14 protein-coding genes and 2 pseudogenes are annotated in these 17,701 nt (G+C 47.8%); 13 read left to right on the top strand and 3 right to left on the bottom strand.

The features are described from left to right. Positions 1–13 precede the first annotated feature (13 nt). From gspD to KW548_01550, 11 genes are read left to right on the top strand one after another with little or no spacing between them, the layout of a single operon-like run. Positions 14–2,050, top strand: coding sequence for a type II secretion system secretin GspD (gspD, locus tag KW548_01600; GenBank protein QXX06856.1), 2,037 nt, complete (start codon positions 14–16; stop codon positions 2,048–2,050). Further along, positions 2,050–3,534 carry a type II secretion system ATPase GspE gene (gene gspE, locus KW548_01595; protein QXX06855.1) on the top strand — a complete coding sequence of 495 codons (1,485 nt, stop codon included), beginning with the start codon at positions 2,050–2,052 and terminating at the stop codon, positions 3,532–3,534. The genes gspD and gspE overlap by 1 nt, the downstream gene beginning before the upstream one ends. Next, entirely contained in the window at positions 3,534–4,757 is a 1,224-nt protein-coding gene (gene gspF / locus KW548_01590; GenBank protein ID QXX06854.1) for a type II secretion system inner membrane protein GspF, read from the top strand. Before gspE ends, gspF begins: the two co-directional genes overlap by 1 nt. A 53-nt stretch (positions 4,758–4,810) precedes the next feature. Beyond that, positions 4,811–5,254 (top strand): type II secretion system major pseudopilin GspG, encoded by a 444-nt coding sequence (gene gspG / locus KW548_01585; protein ID QXX06853.1) that lies wholly within the window; start codon positions 4,811–4,813, stop codon positions 5,252–5,254. A 33-nt stretch (positions 5,255–5,287) separates the two neighbouring features. After that, positions 5,288–5,890, top strand: coding sequence for a type II secretion system minor pseudopilin GspH (gspH, locus tag KW548_01580; GenBank protein QXX06852.1), 603 nt, complete (start codon positions 5,288–5,290; stop codon positions 5,888–5,890). Next, on the top strand, positions 5,880–6,233 hold the full coding sequence (gene gspI, locus KW548_01575; GenBank protein ID QXX06851.1) for a type II secretion system minor pseudopilin GspI: 354 nt from the start codon (positions 5,880–5,882) through the stop codon (positions 6,231–6,233). The genes gspH and gspI overlap by 11 nt, the downstream gene beginning before the upstream one ends. Then, on the top strand, positions 6,220–6,873 hold the full coding sequence (gene gspJ, locus KW548_01570) for a type II secretion system minor pseudopilin GspJ (GenBank protein ID QXX06850.1): 654 nt from the start codon (positions 6,220–6,222) through the stop codon (positions 6,871–6,873). Before gspI ends, gspJ begins: the two co-directional genes overlap by 14 nt. Then, on the top strand, positions 6,863–7,888 hold the full coding sequence (gene gspK, locus KW548_01565; GenBank protein QXX06849.1) for a type II secretion system minor pseudopilin GspK: 1,026 nt from the start codon (positions 6,863–6,865) through the stop codon (positions 7,886–7,888). Before gspJ ends, gspK begins: the two co-directional genes overlap by 11 nt. Further along, positions 7,851–9,065, top strand: a complete 1,215-nt coding sequence (gspL, locus tag KW548_01560; GenBank protein QXX06848.1) for a type II secretion system protein GspL — start codon at positions 7,851–7,853, stop codon at positions 9,063–9,065. Before gspK ends, gspL begins: the two co-directional genes overlap by 38 nt. Before the next feature lie 10 nt (positions 9,066–9,075). Then, complete coding sequence (locus tag KW548_01555; protein ID QXX06847.1) at positions 9,076–9,567, top strand: type II secretion system protein M; 492 nt, start codon at positions 9,076–9,078, stop codon at positions 9,565–9,567. Positions 9,568–9,573: 6 nt separating this feature from the next. Further along, a complete protein-coding gene (locus tag KW548_01550; GenBank protein QXX06846.1) occupies positions 9,574–10,335 on the top strand; it encodes a type II secretion system protein N in 762 nt (253 codons plus the stop codon). Between the two features lie 49 nt (positions 10,336–10,384). Here the strand turns inward: KW548_01550 and envZ are convergent. Both envZ and ompR read right to left on the bottom strand, forming a co-directional pair. Next, positions 10,385–11,694 (bottom strand): annotated as a pseudogene (envZ, locus tag KW548_01545) (two-component system sensor histidine kinase EnvZ). A gap of 70 nt (positions 11,695–11,764) precedes the next feature. Next, complete coding sequence (ompR, locus tag KW548_01540; protein ID QXX06845.1) at positions 11,765–12,484, bottom strand: two-component system response regulator OmpR; 720 nt, start codon at positions 12,482–12,484, stop codon at positions 11,765–11,767. Between the two features lie 183 nt (positions 12,485–12,667). On the opposite strand from ompR, the pseudogene greB reads away from it, so the two are divergent. Then, positions 12,668–13,142 (top strand): annotated as a pseudogene (gene greB / locus KW548_01535) (transcription elongation factor GreB). A gap of 36 nt (positions 13,143–13,178) precedes the next feature. On the opposite strand, the gene KW548_01530 reads toward greB, so the two are convergent. Further along, the gene (locus KW548_01530) at positions 13,179–15,059 is read right to left on the bottom strand and encodes a RimK/LysX family protein (GenBank protein QXX06844.1); all 1,881 of its coding nucleotides are present in this window, start codon (positions 15,057–15,059) and stop codon (positions 13,179–13,181) included. 245 nt (positions 15,060–15,304) lie between these two features. Here KW548_01530 and KW548_01525 point away from each other — a divergent pair, with 245 nt between their 5' ends. Continuing rightward, entirely contained in the window at positions 15,305–17,632 is a 2,328-nt protein-coding gene (locus KW548_01525; GenBank protein ID QXX06843.1) for an RNA-binding transcriptional accessory protein, read from the top strand. The last annotated feature ends 69 nt before the right edge of the window (positions 17,633–17,701 follow it).

The following is a 17,701-nucleotide window of genomic DNA, read 5'->3' as shown; positions in this document are numbered from 1 at the left end:
CGAGGAGTAGAGAGTGAACCATTGGCTTAAAAAAAGCGCTTGGCTTTTAGCAGGAAGCTTGTTGATGCCACCAGCTACTGTATTCGCTAACGAATACAGTGCGAGCTTTAAAGGCACAGATATTCAAGAGTTCATCAACATTGTTGGTCGAAATCTGGAAAAAACCATCATTGTTGACCCGTCAGTACGTGGCAAAATTGACGTGCGCAGCTATGACATGTTGTCAGAAGAGCAGTATTACAGTTTCTTCTTAAATGTTCTTGAAGTGTATGGCTATGCGGTTGTCGAAATGGACAACGGTGTTATCAAAGTCATTAAATCTAAAGATGCAAAAACGTCGGCGATTCCTGTTGTTGGTGATGGTTCAGTCCAAGGTGACGAAGTCGTGACGCGTGTCGTTGCGGTACGTAATGTCTCGGTACGCGAACTGTCCCCTTTGTTGCGTCAGCTCAATGATAATGCTGGCGCGGGTAACGTTGTGCACTACGATCCTGCCAATATTATTCTTATTACGGGTCGCGCTGCGGTGGTTAATCGACTGGCCGACATCATCAAGCGTGTCGACCAAGCAGGCGATAAAGAAATTGAAGTGGTTGAGTTGGACAATGCTTCCGCCGCAGAAATGGTACGAATTGTTGACGCTCTGAACAAAACAACGGACGCGAAAAGTACGCCAGAGTTTCTTCAACCCAAGTTGGTTGCAGATGACCGTACTAACTCCATTCTTATCTCTGGTGATCCTCAGGTTAGAAAGCGTCTGCGCAAGCTGATTAAGCAGCTTGATGTTGAAATGGCGACCAAAGGTAACAATCGCGTCGTTTATTTAAAGTACGCTAAGGCTGAAGATCTCGTTGATGTTCTGAAAGGTGTCTCTGACAACCTGCAAGCCGAGAAGTCTTCTGGCTCTAAACAGGCTTCCAGTGTCAAGCGTGGTGAAGTGATGATTTCGGCTCACACGGGTACCAATGCGCTTGTTCTGACGGCGCCGCCAGATATTATGAACGCGCTTCAGGATGTGATTTCTCAATTGGATATTCGCCGTGCGCAGGTACTGATTGAAGCTCTGATCGTCGAAATGACAGAGGGCGATGGCATCAATTTGGGCGTTCAGTGGGGATCACTCGATACGGGCGCAGTTATCCAATATGGGAATGCTGGAACCAAGATCGGTAGTGTCATGGTCGGCCTAGAAGAGGCAAAAGACACCGTCGAGAGCAAGCCTATCAGAGATAGTACTACTGGTGAGATAAAATACTACGAACAAACAACGACGAAAGGCGATTACTCAACACTGGCTTCCGCGCTTTCTGGCGTTAACGGTGCAGCATTGAGTGTTGTCATGGGAGACTGGACTGCCTTGATCAGCGCAGTGTCGAGTGATACCAACTCTAACATTTTGTCTTCTCCGAGTATTACTGTGATGGACAATGGCGAAGCATCGTTTATTGTCGGTGAAGAAATACCGGTAATCACTGGTTCTGCTGCGGGATCAAACAACGACAACCCATTTCAGACTGTTGATCGTAAAGAAGTCGGTATCAAGCTGAAAGTCGTTCCGCAAATCAACGAAGGTAACTCGGTACAGCTCACCATTGAGCAGGAAGTGTCTAACGTTCTGCCTGCGACCAGTAACGCGGCGGTGGATGTTAGCTTTGCTAAGCGCCAACTTAATACGTCAGTGATGGTAGAAGATGGCCAGATGATTGTTCTGGGCGGTTTGATTGATGAACGCGCGCAAGAGAGTGAGTCTAAAGTTCCGCTGTTAGGTGATATCCCTTATTTAGGTCGTTTGTTTAAGTCGACCAGCTCTCAAATGCAGAAATCCAACCTGATGGTATTCATCAAACCAACCATTATTCGCGATGGTGTGACTGCAGATGGTATTACTCAGCGTAAATACAATTTTATTCGTGCTGAGCAGCTTTATAAAGCAGAACAAGGTCTCAAGCTGATGGAAGACGCGCAAACGCCTGTATTGCCTAAGTTTGGTGAAGAAATTAGTCACCCAGCTGAGATTCAGGCTTTCCTTGACCAAATGGAAACGAAGTGATGGATGAGATAACCACTTTCCGTCGCTTACCGTTCAGCTTTGCCAATCGTTCGCAACTGGTTCTTGAGCCTTCAGAGCAGGGGTTGGTTCTGTATTATGTTGCCCCTTTGTCGTTTGAAGCCTTAATCGAAGTAAAGCGTGTGGCGGGTGAGCATTTTGAGTTGCGCGAAGTGTCTAAGGAAGAATTCGATTCAAAGTTGACCGAAGCGTATCAGCGTGACTCGTCGGAAGCCCGCCAGTTAATGGAAGATTTGGGCGCGGACAGTGATGATTTCTTCTCGCTAGCTGAAGACCTGCCGCAAGATGAGGACTTACTTGAGTCCGATGATGATGCGCCGATCATCAAGCTGATTAATGCCATGCTAGGTGAAGCGATCAAAGAAGGGGCATCGGATATCCATATTGAGACATTCGAAAAAGCGCTTTCAATCCGCTTCCGAATTGATGGCGTGCTGCGGGATGTGTTGTCACCAAGTCGCAAATTAGCACCACTATTGGTCTCGCGTGTAAAGGTTATGGCTAAGTTGGATATTGCCGAGAAGCGCGTTCCTCAAGATGGACGTATCTCTCTGCGCATTGGCGGCCGAGCGGTTGATGTACGTGTGTCTACCATGCCGTCCTCTCACGGAGAGCGAGTGGTGATGCGTCTTTTGGATAAGAATGCAACTCGACTTGATCTGCATAGCTTAGGTATGACGCCAGCTAACCATGAAAGCTTCCGCCGTATGATTGAACGCCCGCATGGCATCATTTTGGTTACTGGCCCAACTGGCTCAGGTAAGTCGACCACCTTGTATGCTGGTCTGCAGGAGCTCAATAGCAACGAACGCAATATCCTTACTGTTGAGGACCCGATTGAATTTGATATCGATGGTATCGGTCAGACTCAGGTTAACCCCAAAGTAGATATGACGTTCGCTCGTGGCTTACGTGCTATTTTGCGTCAAGACCCTGATGTTGTCATGGTCGGTGAAATTCGTGATTTGGAAACCGCGCAGATCGCTGTTCAGGCCTCGTTGACCGGTCACTTGGTGATGTCGACCCTACACACCAATACAGCCGTGGGCGCGATCACCCGCTTACGTGATATGGGCATTGAGCCGTTCCTGATCTCCTCATCACTGTTAGGCGTGTTGGCACAGCGCCTAGTTCGTACGCTTTGCCCAGATTGTAAAGAGCCCTACGAAGCAGACAAAGAAACCAAAAAACTCTTTGCTCTGGAGAAAGAAGAACCATTGATCCTCTACAGGCCTAACGGCTGTGAACACTGTAATCAGAAGGGCTATCGTGGTCGTACTGGTATCCATGAGTTACTGGTAGTTAACGAGCTGGTACAAGAGCAAATTCATAGCGAAGCGGGTGAGCAGGCGATTGAAAAAGCCATTCGTAAGCACACGCCAAGTATTCGTGATGATGGTTTGAGCAAAGTTCGTCAAGGTATCACTTCTCTTGAAGAAGTCATGCGGGTGACTAAGGAAGGCTAATGGCAGCGTTTGAATATAAAGCCCTCAATAAGAAAGGCAAAACCCAGAAAGGGGTCATTGAAGGCGATAACGCACGTCAGGTCCGAGCTCGGCTAAAAGAGCAAGGCTTAATGCCTGTTGAGGTGAGTGAAACACGTCAGAAAGCCAAAAAGCAGACCGAGCAAGCTGGGCTGACCTTCAAGCGCGGTATCAGTACGCCTGACTTAGCTCTGATTACTCGCCAGTTGGCGACCTTAGTTCAATCAGGAATGCCGCTAGAAGAGTGTCTGAAAGCAGTTTCGGAGCAGTCTGAAAAGCCGCGAATTCGTACCATGTTGCTGGCGGTACGTTCAAAGGTTACTGAAGGTTATACGTTGTCTGACAGTCTCGCGGACTTCGCGCACATCTTTGATGACTTGTTCCGCTCTATGGTGTCGGCGGGAGAAAAATCTGGCCATCTAGATGCGGTTTTGGAGCGTTTGGCGGACTATGCAGAGAATCGACAAAAAATGCGCTCTAAACTGCAGCAGGCAATGATTTACCCTGTGGTTCTGGTGGTTTTTGCCGTCGGTATAGTGGCGTTTTTGCTCGCGGCAGTGGTGCCCAAGATTGTTGGCCAGTTTGTTCAGATGGGGCAAGAGTTGCCTCAGTCGACTCAGTTCCTTCTTGCTTCCAGTGATTTTATTCAACACTGGGGTATTCAACTTTTAGTGGCTCTGGCCGTTCTGGTGTATTTGTTTAAGTTTGCTCTAAGTAAACCAAACCTGCGCTTGAGCTGGGATCGTAAGATTGTTCATATGCCAATGATTGGCAAAATCTCTCGTGGCCTGAATACCTCTCGCTTTGCGCGTACCTTATCTATCTGTACTTCCAGTGCTATTCCGATCTTGGAAGGCATGAAAGTGGCGGTAGACGTGATGTCGAATCACTACGTCAAGCAGCAGGTCCTCAGCGCGACTGATAACGTTCGTGAAGGGGCGAGCCTGCGCAAATCACTCGAACAGACCAAGCTCTTCCCGCCGATGATGCTACACATGATTGCCAGTGGTGAACAGAGTGGTGAGCTAGAGAGCATGCTTACTCGTGCGGCTGACAATCAGGACGCCAACTTTGAATCAACGGTCAATATTGCTTTAGGTATTTTCACTCCGGCATTGATTGCACTGATGGCTGGATTAGTGCTGTTTATCGTAATGGCGACTCTGATGCCAATTTTAGAAATGAACAACTTAATGAGTGGATAGTCATACTGAGAGCAGTTTAACCTCTCGCTATGAACTTTTATTTGGAGATTACAATGAAAAGAAAAATGAACAAGCAGTCTGGCTTTACACTTCTAGAGGTGATGGTTGTTGTCGTCATCTTAGGTATTTTAGCGAGTTTTGTTGTTCCTAACCTTCTAGGGAACAAAGAGAAGGCTGACCAACAAAAAGCCATTACTGATATTGTTGCGTTAGAAAATGCACTGGATATGTATAAGCTCGATAACAGTGTTTATCCGACCACAGACCAAGGTTTGGAAGCGTTAGTCAATAAGCCATCAAGCCCTGAACCACGTAACTATCGCGACGGTGGTTACATCAAGCGTCTGCCAACCGACCCTTGGGGCAATGATTACCAATACTTGAGCCCAGGTGACAACGGCAACATCGATATTTTCACCCTAGGTGCTAATGGTCAAGAAGGTGGTGAGGGTGTCAATGCTGATATCGGTAACTGGAATATTCAGGACTTTCAATAAGGCAGAGGCGGCATAAGCCGCCCTCTTTTTCCTATGCGCCAACGTTACCCAACTCTTGCTCGTACTGGCTTTACTTTGCTGGAAATCTTACTGGTTTTGGTACTCGTATCCCTCGCTTCAGTAGCGGTGATCTCTACGTTACCTACCAGTTCAAAAGACGTCGCAAAGAAGCAGGCTGAATCTCTTTTTCAACGAATATTGCTCCTTAATGAAGAAGCGATGCTCAGTGGAAGAGATTTCGGCCTGCGCGTCGACGAGAAAAAATCGATCTACTACTTGATGTCGTTGGAAAGTGAAGGTTGGCAGAAGCTCAACATCGACCAAATTCCATACGAAACGAAGATGAATGAGTCGGTTGCCGTGACGCTGAATATGGGAGTGGGCGCATGGGCTGATGATGAACGTCTGTTCAAACCGGGAAGCCTGTTTGATGAAGATATGTTTGCTGAATATAAAGAAAAGAAAAAGTTGCGCCCGCCACAAGTATTTATTGTTTCTAGTGGTGAAGTCACGCCATTTTCTGTTGCCATTTATCCTGAACAAGGCGATGAAGAGCAGGATGCATGGAAGGTAGTGGCAAAAGAAAATGGACAAATAGTGCTATTGGCTCCGGGAGAAAGCGAAGATGAAAGCTAAACGGGGTATGACGCTATTAGAAGTATTGGTTGCGTTAGCGATATTCGCTACCGCTGCGATCGCGACAATTCGCTCTGTAAGCCAGCACATCAACACATTAAATTATCTGGAAGAAAAAACGTTTGCTGCATTAGTCGCTGACAATCAGATGGCTAAAGTCATGTTGGCAGGGAGTAAACCGAGTAAGAAGAAAGGTAAGGATGAATTAGCTGGGCGCGATTGGTTCTGGTCGATAGAACCTGTTGAGACCGCCGGTGATATTTTGCAGGCGTTTGATGTCAAAGTGGCGACCAGTGAAAAAAGTTCGCCAGTGGTGACGGTGAGAAGCTATGTGGCGAAGTAAAACACCAGCCTCTCAGGGCGGTTTCACACTGATTGAAGTTTTGGTGGCGATTGCCATCTTTGCCAGCTTGAGCGTGGGCGCTTATCAGGTGCTCAATCAGGTCCAGCGCAGCAACGAACTGTCCATGGAGCGCAGCGAGCGACTGAAAACGCTGCAACGAGCCTTAGTGTTTATGGATGGCGACTTTCGTCAGATGGCACTGCGTCAGACTCGTACCAATGGTGAGGAGTCCAATGGTCTGTTGATACAGTGGAAAGAGTATTTGCTGGACTCTGATGCCAACGGGATCTTGTTCACTCGCTTAGGCTGGCATAACCCGCAGCAGCAATTTCCACGTGGCGAAGTGAGTAAAGTGGGTTATCGAATCAAGGATGACGTTTTGGAGCGTGTCTGGTGGCGCTACGCTGATACGCCTGCGGGACAAACGGGAATCGTCATGCCATTGCTCGACAAAGTGGAAAAGTTTAATGTGAAGTTCTTTGATGGCTCAGACTGGAAAAAGGAGTGGGATAAGAAAGCCACGTTACCTCAAGCAGTAGCGGTTGAACTTGAACTAGAAGACTATGGCAAGATTGAGCGTATTTATATGACGGCGGGTGGCCAAATGGGCGGTTCTGAGGAGAAAAGCAATGACAGCTAAACGCCCTCAGCGCGGTGTTGCCTTAATCGTGATTTTGCTCCTCTTGGCGGTGATGGTCAGTATCGCTGCCAGTATGGCTGATCGTTTGTTTAGTCAGTTTAAGCGTGCTGGCAGCCAAATCAGTTATCAGCAAGCGTACTGGTACAGTCTGGGTGTTGAAGCTCTCGCGAAGTATGGTATAGAACAAAGTTATAAAGATAACGATGACAGCATCAATCTGTCACAGCCTTGGGCACAAGAGCTGAATAGCATGGCCTTGGACTATGGCACCGTGAGCGGTAAGTTGCATGATGCACAAGCCTGTTTCAATATCAATGCGCTGTCTGGTGCGGAGCAAACCGCAGGGTCTGCTCAGCTCCCTTTCTTGGTGGAAAAGTTTCAGAACCTGCTTGAGGAGTTGCAGGTGGACAATTACGAAGCAGAAACCATTGCACAGTCACTATGGGAGTTTGTTGATAGCAATGATTCGGTGAACTCCTCATCGGGCGTCGAAGACAGCCACTACGAAGGTTTATCACCTGCGTATTTGAGTGCTAATACACTGTTAGCAGACAGCAGTGAGTTGCGAGCAGTAAATCAGGTCAGTGGTGAAGTGATGGAAAAAGTCGCTCCGATGATTTGCGCACTGCCCACGTCTGATTTTCGTCTGAATGTGAATACCATTGCGCCAGAGCATGCAGTGCTGCTGGCGGCTATGTTCTATCCGAACCTGAGCTCGTCTCAGGCAAAACAGATTATAGAAAACCGTGGCCCCGATGGATGGGCATCAACGGATGACTTCCTCGCTGAATCGGACCTAAGTGGTTTGAGTGAGGATGTCAAAAAACAAGTCAAAGGCTACCTGAGTGTCGATAGCGTGTATTTCGAGCTCGATGCTGAGGTGCTAGTGGATAAATCCAGGGTGCGAATTCGCAGCCTGTTGTTTAGTAATAATAGAGAAACTGCAACGGTAATACGCCGTCGCTTTGGAGGGATCGGTGAACGAGTTTCTAATCGTTCGGCTGAGCAAAAGTAAAACAGCAGCGATTCAATGGCTGGTTTGGTCAGAAAGCCAAAAGGAAGTGATAGCGAGCGGTGAACTGCAAAATCACCAAGATTTGACTGAGCTTGCCAATTACGCAGAAGGGCGCCAAGTTATTGTACTGGTGTCCGCAGCCAATTTGGTTCTGACGCAGCTGGAAGTCCCAGCAGGCGCGAATCGTCAGTTTGAGTCTATGCTGCCATTCATGTTGGAAGACGATGTGGCGCAGGATGTGGATGAGCTCCATTTTACTATTTTGGCAAAGGCAGCCAATCAGGCTTATGTCTGTGGTATTGACTACAGCTGGTTGGAATCAATATTAGCTGACATGCGACAGCTTGGCTTTGCTGTGCGTAAGGTATTACCTGATGCATTGGCTTTGCCTGTCGCTGAAGAGTCAGGCTTGAGTGCGGTAGAGCTGGATGGTCAGTGGTTGGTGAAAAAAGGTCAGTTCAGTGCGGTCAGTATTGAGCTAGCTTGGTTGCCGTTCTTGGCTCAGTCTGACTGGGTGAAGCAAGGGGATGAATATCTGCCACTTCAGGCCTATTCCCCCTTACCAGAACTAACGTTAGCCGATGATCAAAAATGGCACAACGAACAACCACAGTTGGTCATGCAGCTACTGGCTGAACAAGCTGTCAAAAGTAAAGTCAACCTGTTGTCCGGTGAGTTTAAGCCGAAGTCGTCTTTTGGTCGTCATCTCAAGGTTTGGCGTAAAGCGGCGATTGCAGCAGGAATCTTGGTTGCCATTCTCAGTGTCGACAACTGGCTGCAAATCCAAAGTGCTGAAACGCAAGCCAACGCCTATCGTGAGGAAAGTGAACGTATTTTCCGTCAAGTGACCAACATGAGTAAAATTCCGACCGTCACCTATCTCAAACGAGAAATGGAGCGGGAGGAGAGCCGACTGTCTGGTGGTGGTAGTGGTGACTCGGTACTGGAGTGGATGGTGAAAATGCCTCAAGTGATGAAGCAGGTCCCGAGCCTCAAGCTCACCAGCTTCAAGTATGACAGTACTCGCGGAGAAGTCAGGCTTCAGGCGCAAAGCAATGATTTCCAGACGTTTGAGAAAGCGCGTGAACTGATGTCTGGTCAATTTACGGTTGAGCAGGGACAACTGAGTAAATCAGGGACTCTCGTTAATGGCACCTTTGTGCTTAAGCGATTATAGGGAGCTGCTGGTGAAACAATTACTATCTTCACTTCAGGCATGGTGGGCAGGTACCAGCCAACGTGAGCAACGTTTGCTGATTGCTTGTTCGGTATTGTTATTTTTGGGTGTGATCTACTGGGGCATATTGCAACCAGTCAGTCAGCGTGCCGACATGGCGACGAATCGTATCCAGAGCGAGAAACAATTGCTCAACTGGGTGAAAGACAAAGCAGACACTATCAGTCAACTGCGTGCTCAAGGCGGAGTGGCATCGTCGAGCTTGCCACTTAATCAGTCCATTTCTTCAACGGCTTCACGTTTTGGAGCAGAGCTTGTCAGAGTTCAGCCACGTGGCGAGGAACTGCAGGTTTGGGTTCAACCGATGCCATTCAATCGCTTACTTGATTGGATGACGTTCCTGCAGGAAAAACACGGTGTATCCGCTACCTTTATGGACATTGATAAAGGTGATCAAGATGGGACTGTTGAAGTCAAGCGCTTACAGTTTGTTAAAAGGTAAAGCTAAGTGAAAAAAGTCATTCTGCTCAGTCTGACGTTGGTGATGGTCTTTCTGATCAGTGCTGTGGCGCATGTTCCAGCTCAGGTTGCGCTGAACTATTTACCATTGCCACCTCAGCTAGTCGTCCATGGTGTCTCAGGTACGGTCTGGGATGGCAGCGCCACAGGGTTAACCTGGCAAAGCCAGAAGTTAGGCGCCTTACATTGGCAATTGGCGCCACTAAAATTGCTCATGGGTAAAGCCGAAGCTCAGGTGCGTTTTGGTCGTGGCAGTGATATGCAAATGACGGGACGTGGTGTGGTAGGCTACAGTATGTCTGGCCCTTATGCTGAAAACTTGATCGCTTCATTGCCCGTTGCAAAAATTCTCGAACTGGCGCCTCCAGTGCCCGTTCCAGTGGAACTGACAGGGCAGGTTGAGCTGAGTATTAAGTCGATGGTTTATGCCGCTCCATATTGCCAGACCGCTGAAGGTTCAGTAGTGTGGAATACTGACAAAGTGATTACGCCATTGGATGAGCTTAGCGTTGGTCCAGTGGTGGTTAACTTTAGTTGTCAGGATAGCCAGATCACATTGAAAGGTGATCAAAACAGCCAACAGGTGAGCAGTGCGGCGGAAGTTATGATCCAAGCTAATCGCAGCTATCAGGCTTCCGCTTGGTTTAAGCCGGGCAACGAGTTTCCTAGTTCGCTGGCGGAACAGCTGAAATGGCTTCCATCGCCAGACTCTGAAGGTCGTTATCAGTTTACTTATCATGGACGCCTTTAAATCTGTTGATATCCAAAAAAAGGGCTAACGCCCTTTTTTATTGGATAGGCTATTTGCCGACTGCTGGAAAACTGATCTGCGCCCGTAAGCCACCACCGCTACGATTATTGATTAGCACCGTCCCTTTATGCTGGCTAGCAATACGCTTCACTATGGCGAGTCCAAGTCCTGTACCTTCGCTGCCTCTGGCGGTGTCGCCGCGGGTGAAAGGTTCAAACAGCTTGCTTACTTGGCTTTGCTCTATACCCGGACCGTTGTCCTCTATACACACCCAAACCCGTTTATTATCTGCAGTGACACCAGTGCTGACTTTGACCCAGCCATTACCATACCGTATGGCGTTTACAACTAAGTTACTTACTGCTCGTTTAATCGCGATCGGACTGCCATTGGTAAACCTAAGGGGCTGTTGCAGCTCAGTTTCAATTTGAATCTCATAACCACCTTCTGAAGTTGCAATATCATTGGCGATGTCATTAAGGTCAACGTCGATGAATGAATCTTTGTTGACGGGTTTTAGGTAGTCCATAAACTGGCTGATGATCTCGTTACACTCTTCGGTATCACTGATGATGCCTTCAGCCAAATAGCTATCTTCCGGTGACATCATTTCAGTAGCAAGCCGGATCCGAGTCAGAGGGGTTCTCAAATCATGACTGATACCGGCCATGAGCAGAGTACGGTCTTCTTCTAGAGCCTGAATACCTTTAGACATCTGATTGAATGCCCTTGTCACCGAACGGATTTCCGTCGCGCCTTTCTCAGGTAATGGCGGAGGAATGTCCCCTCGACCAACACCTTTGGCGGCTTTTTCTAGATCAATCAAAGGTCGGTTTTGTAAACGGATGAAAAGCCAACCACCGGCGACGATGAGTAACGCCATAATTAAGCTATTGCGAAATAGAGGCGCAAAGTCTTCTTCCTGTAGTTCAGATAGCGGAATACGCAGCAGCGAACCAGGCAATGAATCGATTCTCATCCACAGAATGTAGCTGTCAGTGCCTAGCATCATGCGTACATCGGTCGGTGAACCGAGTTCTTTGCTCATCTCCTCGCTCATGAGATCTATACTGATGGCGTGATAATACTCATCCGCTATCGGGCTATCGTCGGCGTGGATGGTGACGCCAAGCTGTTCTAACACTCTGCGTCTAAGTGGAGCATCCATCTGCAATCCCCCTCGATGGCTGCTGAATCGTCGAGCATTAAATTGATTTCGTGACTGAGGATCTTATTAAACTGCTGAAGACTGGGCATCAAAGCATAGTTAAACACGGCGTAGTAGGAGTAAACCTGACTGGCAATCAATAAGGTAAGAAAGATAAAAATCGATTGAGTAAAGGAACTGCGAATACGCATATTGGTGGCCTTGATTGAGGTGAAAACAAAAAGTGCGAGACACAGTCTCGCACTCTCATCAGGTGAGCAATTATGCTTCTTTGCCGTCTGGTACGAAAACGTAGCCTAAGCCCCATACAGTTTGAATATAACGAGGTTTACTCGGATCGACTTCCAGCATACGACGCAGACGAGAAATCTGTACGTCGATGGATCGTTCCATGGCAGAATACTCACGACCGCGGGCCATATTCATTAGTTTGTCACGTGACATCGGCTCACGGGCATTGGTAACCAGCGCTTTAAGCACCGCAAATTCGCCCGAGGTCAGAGGCATTGACTCCTCACCGCGAAACATTTCACGTGTACCAAGGTTTAGGCTGAACTCACCGAATTCGACCACCGACTCTTCTGAGCTAGGTGCACCGGGCAGTTCAGTTGTCTGACGACGCAATACGGCTTTGATGCGTGCCAGCAGCTCACGTGGGTTAAATGGTTTTGGCAGGTAGTCGTCTGCGCCCACTTCCAAGCCAACAATTCGGTCAATTTCATCACCTTTTGCAGTGAGCATCAGGATCGGTAAGGTACTGTTAGCGTTACGCAGGCGACGGCAAATAGACAGGCCATCTTCACCTGGCAGCATTAAATCCAATACCATCAGGTGGAAGTTTTCACGGGTTAACAGGCGGTCCATCTGCTCACTGTTAGCGACACTACGTACTTGGAATCCTTGTTCAGACAAGTAACGCTCCAGCAATGCACGTAAACGTGCATCGTCATCAACGACTAAGATCTTGTGATTTTCTTGCATGTAATGATTCCACCTATTAAATAAGACAGCGCTTTGTCGGAGCTAATGTACAGCCCTTTCTCACGAATCAAAATGTAACATTGTTCTGATGAAAGTGGCGCAAAGAATTGTTAACGATTATTACCTTTTTAAGTCCTTTTTAGCTAATGTATACGCCATATTCAATTCACTAGCGTCAGAAATATGAAAACAAACCTAATCACACGCGAAGGCTTTGACCGACTTAAAAAAGAACTCGATTTTCTATGGAAAGAAGATCGCCCGGAAGTGACTAAAAAGTGACTTGGGCAGCGAGTTTAGGTGATCGCTCAGAAAATGCGGATTATCAGTACAATAAGAAACGTCTGCGTGAAATTGATCGTCGTGTACGTTACCTGCGCAAGCGTCTTGAGCAGGTGAAAGTGGTGGATTACGCTCCGCAGCAGGAAGGAAAAGTGTTTTTGGTGCATGGGTCGAAGTGGAAAATGAATCTGGAGAAGTGAAAAAGTTTCGCATTGTTGGCCCTGATGAAATTTATGGTGGCGCCAAAGATTACATCTCGATTGACTCGCCAATGGCGCGAGCCCTGTTAAAGAAAGAAGTGGATGACGAATTCAGCGTCAAAACGCCGGAAGGTGAGAAAGAGTGGTTTGTGAACAGTATTTGTTATAGCCGTTGAAAAGGGTGCCGCGCATAGGAGCTCGGCACTTGTCTTTTATTTTTCGTAGTCGGGTTTTTCAGTAATGATGTAGTCCTTATCACTGCTAACAATGGCCCCATATTTGAGGAAGTTTTTGCCTAAAATCATGCTGTAGTGGAAACGCCCTCTGTCTTGGAGGTTAACGCGAATGATCTTATCCAACTCTCCCAGCCTGACTCGCATTTCAACCACAGGGCGCACGTTGGCTTTTTCCCCTTTCTTGGCTGTAATGCGCATCACATCGACTACTTCTCGAGTGAATTCCTGTTTCATCCCGACATCATTTTCATAGGTGAACGTGACCATATCTTTGCCATCTTTCTGATACTGCTTGATGTTCTTGGCATTGATTGAGCTGACATCCGCTCCTGTATCTAGCTTGACCGGAAAAGCCAGATCTTCGACTTGAACGACTTCAATGTGACCAGCTCTGAATAGCGGACTTGGGCTGAGTAGATCCTCTGTACGAGTGTTGAGTAGTACATTGCTTTTCGCCATGTTGTGGCCCATGACAAAGAAAGGCTTGGTGTCATTTTTGCCAAGACTATCGATAGCAAATTCCAGTTCTCGTTTTTTGTCTCCTAACTCGAATACACCTTCCACAACCGGACGAACGGATTTGCCGACTTTGAGTATACGCAGGACAGGCTTAGTCAACGTTTTGATTTCACCTTGGCGGTTTTCAAGAGTGAAACTGACCTGTTCCTTGCCGCCTTTCTTGCTGAGTTCAAACTCTTTGACTCTCAGTAGTGGAGTTTTAACGATAAAACTAGGCTGTGCAGGAATGCTGAACTCTTGGTCTATGGTGATGGTCTCTTTGGGTGAGATCACCAATGGATCAGACTTGAGGGCCGTCTTGAAGCTAGTATCGGCTTTTTTGAGCAGGTTTTCGCTATCGGTATCGATAACGAAATGTTCGCTGGCGACATCTCGTCCAAGGCTGATCTGACTGCTTAAATGGCTGCGGTCACGTAAATAAACCAGCCAATGCTGAGTGTGATTCTGATTGAGCTTGACTGGTAGGTAAACCAGTGGACGCTCACCATTGCTGGTATTCAAAATACGGATCAATGGCAGAGTCATAGCTTTGCGTTTGCCTTTGTCATCTTCCAATTTGAACGAGACTGATTGAGCCTTTTTGTCGATTTTTACATCCAAAGCATGGGCGTTGGTGTAACGGCTGGTGGTCGCAACACTGACCTTATAGGGAACGCCGTCAACTTCTACTGTTTCTTTTTTGCCTATGACTTGAGCATGCGGCTGCTCTTGGAGGTAATCATAACTCGCCATCACCCAAGCATTATCTTCAAGAAACGTTTTACCAATCAGGATGGGTGACGAGAACTGGCTACGTTTGGTGAGGTTAATCATGGCATCCACGGTGCGGCCACCGATCGTCAGTGGCATTCGTACCGCTGGACGAAGGATTGGTTTTTCGCTGGAGCGGCTGCGGATGATGCTGATGCGTTCGAGATCATCTCTGATATTGATGTCTTCGCCGGTATACGGGTGGCGAATGGTAAAGGCAATCGTGATCTGATAAGACAAGTAGGTTTCTGTATTTCTCTTTAGCTTGTTTTTTCGCCGATCATTGACCACCGCCCAAAGTAGGTCATCATCGGTCAAGTCTTCAAAGTCTGGGTGCGTGCTAGTGATGTGAATGTTTTCAGCATGAATCGATGTGGTGTCGGCACCCGTATCGATCTTGCCCATAAAGGGTACGCCTTTGAGTTCTGGAATATCGCTATAGTAGACATTTTCGATGCGTCCGAGAATCAGTGCGTTATCCAACTGGTAGGCAGGGTTTTGTGTGGTAGTGGCAAGGGGTTCAGACCAAGCTTGCGGGGCTGTCATTAGGGCGCTTGTCAAAGTCAGAATCAAAGAGAGCTTCTTCATGCAATAATTTCCCAAACTAAATCGATGTATCGATGCTTATTAACTAACTCGAAATGATATAACTTACTTAAATGTAATGAATATATTTCAATTGCGACTGCAGTTTTGACACAAATGTGCACCGTGTCTATCAGGCGTCGGTGATTTTTTCAGGGCAAGATTTAAAACATTGCAAAATCCATGATTTGCCCCCATGTCTAGAGCAGACCAACTCCTTCACACACTATAATTAAGAGAATCAACGGATGAGCCAAGCTATCTGTCAAATGATTGCTCACGAACTGAATGTTCGTACTGAGCAAGTTAACGCTGCTGTTAATCTCATCGATGATGGCAATACGGTGCCATTTATCGCCCGCTATCGAAAAGAAGTGACAGGTGGTTTGGATGATACCCAACTGCGTAATCTCGACAGCCGTCTCTCTTACCTGCGTGAATTGGATGATCGTCGTCAGACGATTCTGAAATCCATTCAGGAGCAAGGTAAATTGACGACTGAGCTCGAAACTGAAATCAATCAGGCGGACAGTAAAACCCGTCTGGAAGACCTGTATCTGCCTTATAAACCTAAGCGCCGCACCAAAGGTCAGATTGCGATTGAAGCTGGTTTGGAACCGCTGGCAGACAAATTGTGGAACGAACCACAGACGGAGCCGGAGCAAGAAGCGGCTCAATACCTTGATGCAGACAAAGGTATTGCAGACACGAAAGCGGCGCTTGATGGCGCGCGTGCCATTGTGATGGAACGTATTGCTGAAGATGCCAACCTGCTGGAAAAAATTCGTACGCATCTTAACCGTAGCGCAGAGCTGGTGGCTCGCGTTGTGGAAGGCAAAGAGCGCGAAGGCGAAAAATTCAAAGATTACTTTGAGCACAATGAAGCCTTAAGCAAGGTGCCATCGCATCGTGCGCTGGCTATGTTGCGTGGCCGTAATGAAGGTTTCTTAACATTGGCGATGAATGCTGACCCAGAGCAAGAAGAAGGTGCTCGCCAGTCGTATTGTGAAACCATTATTGCCGATCACTATGGTATTTCACTTAGCCAAGCCCCAGCGGATGTGTGGCGTAAGCATGTGATCAGTTGGGCATGGCGCATCAAGGTGTCGATGCACATGGAAACTGAGCTGATGGGAGCGATGAAAGAGCGTGCTGAAATCGAAGCGATTGAAGTGTTTGCCACAAACCTGAAAGATTTATTGATGGCGGCTCCAGCAGGTCCACGAGCCACGCTAGGTCTCGATCCGGGCTTGAGAACGGGGTCGAAAATCGCGGTGGTAGATTCAACAGGTAAAGTGCTAGCAACAGAAACCATCTACCCTCATCCGCCGCAAAAACAGTATGACAAATCGGCTCAGGTGGTGGCGAAGCTGGTACAGCAGTTTAATGTCGACCTAATTGCCATTGGTAACGGCACGGCATCGCGTGAAACGGACAGTTTTGTCGCTGATCTGATTAAGCGAAATAACCTTAACGTGCAGAAGATTATGGTCAGTGAAGCGGGCGCGTCCGTCTATTCGGCGTCAGAGCTGGCTGCCAAAGAATTCCCTGGTTTGGACGTGTCACTGCGTGGCGCAGTGTCGATTGCTCGCCGTCTGCAAGACCCACTGGCGGAGCTGGTGAAAATTGACCCTAAATCGATTGGTGTTGGCCAGTATCAACACGACGTCAGCCAGTCGATGCTGGCTAAGCGTCTGGATGCGGTTGTTGAGGACTGTGTAAACGCTGTTGGTGTTGATGTGAATACGGCGTCTCCTGCTTTGTTAACGCGAGTGGCGGGGCTGTCGAGCACTATTGCGCAGAACATTGTTGATTACCGCGACGAGAATGGCCGTTTTGAAGCACGTACCACACTGAAGAAAGTCGCCCGCCTTGGGCCAAAAGCGTTTGAACAGTGTGCAGGTTTCCTCCGTATTATGGATGGTAAGAACCCGCTGGATGCGTCATCGGTTCACCCAGAAGCGTATCCTGTGGTGAAAGCTATCGCAGAGAAAAACAGCAAAGACGTTCGCGCCTTGATTGGTGATACTCAGTTCCTGCGTGGCTTACATGCTGTGGATTACACCGATGACAATTTTGGTGTTCCGACGGTCAGCGACATCATCAAAGAGTTGGACAAGCCAGGGCGAGATCCTCGCCCCGAATTCAAAACTGCAACGTTCGCTGATGGCGTAAATGAAGTGTCAGATCTCGAACCGGGTATGGTGCTGGAAGGCGTGGTATCCAACGTGGCGAATTTTGGCGCTTTCGTTGATATTGGCGTGCATCAAGATGGCCTAGTGCATATTTCGGCTTTAACCGATCGATTTGTCTCTGATCCAAGAGAAGTCGTTAAGGCGGGGGATATCGTTAAAGTCAAAGTGATGGAAGTGGACATTCAGCGTAAGCGTATTGGCCTATCTATGCGTCTTAATGATGAACCGGGCCAAGATAACCGTTCTCAGCGTTCTACCGCGCCACGTGGTCAACAACGTCAGAGCCAAGGCAACAAAGGTAGCCAACGTCGTCGTGAAGAGCCAGCAAATGGCGCGATGGGCGGGGCATTTGCCGCTGCTTTTGCCAAAGCCAAAAAATAGCTTCGGCTAAAAATACAAATCCCCGCAATAGCGGGGATTTTTTTCGGTATTTCCTAATTCAATCTTTAG

It is taken from the genome of Vibrio neptunius (assembly GCA_019339365.1).
Taxonomy (GTDB): Bacteria; Pseudomonadota; Gammaproteobacteria; order Enterobacterales; family Vibrionaceae; genus Vibrio; species Vibrio neptunius.
The sequence above is the reverse complement of the archived record's forward strand: the minus strand, read 5'-3'. Positions and strand labels throughout refer to the sequence as shown.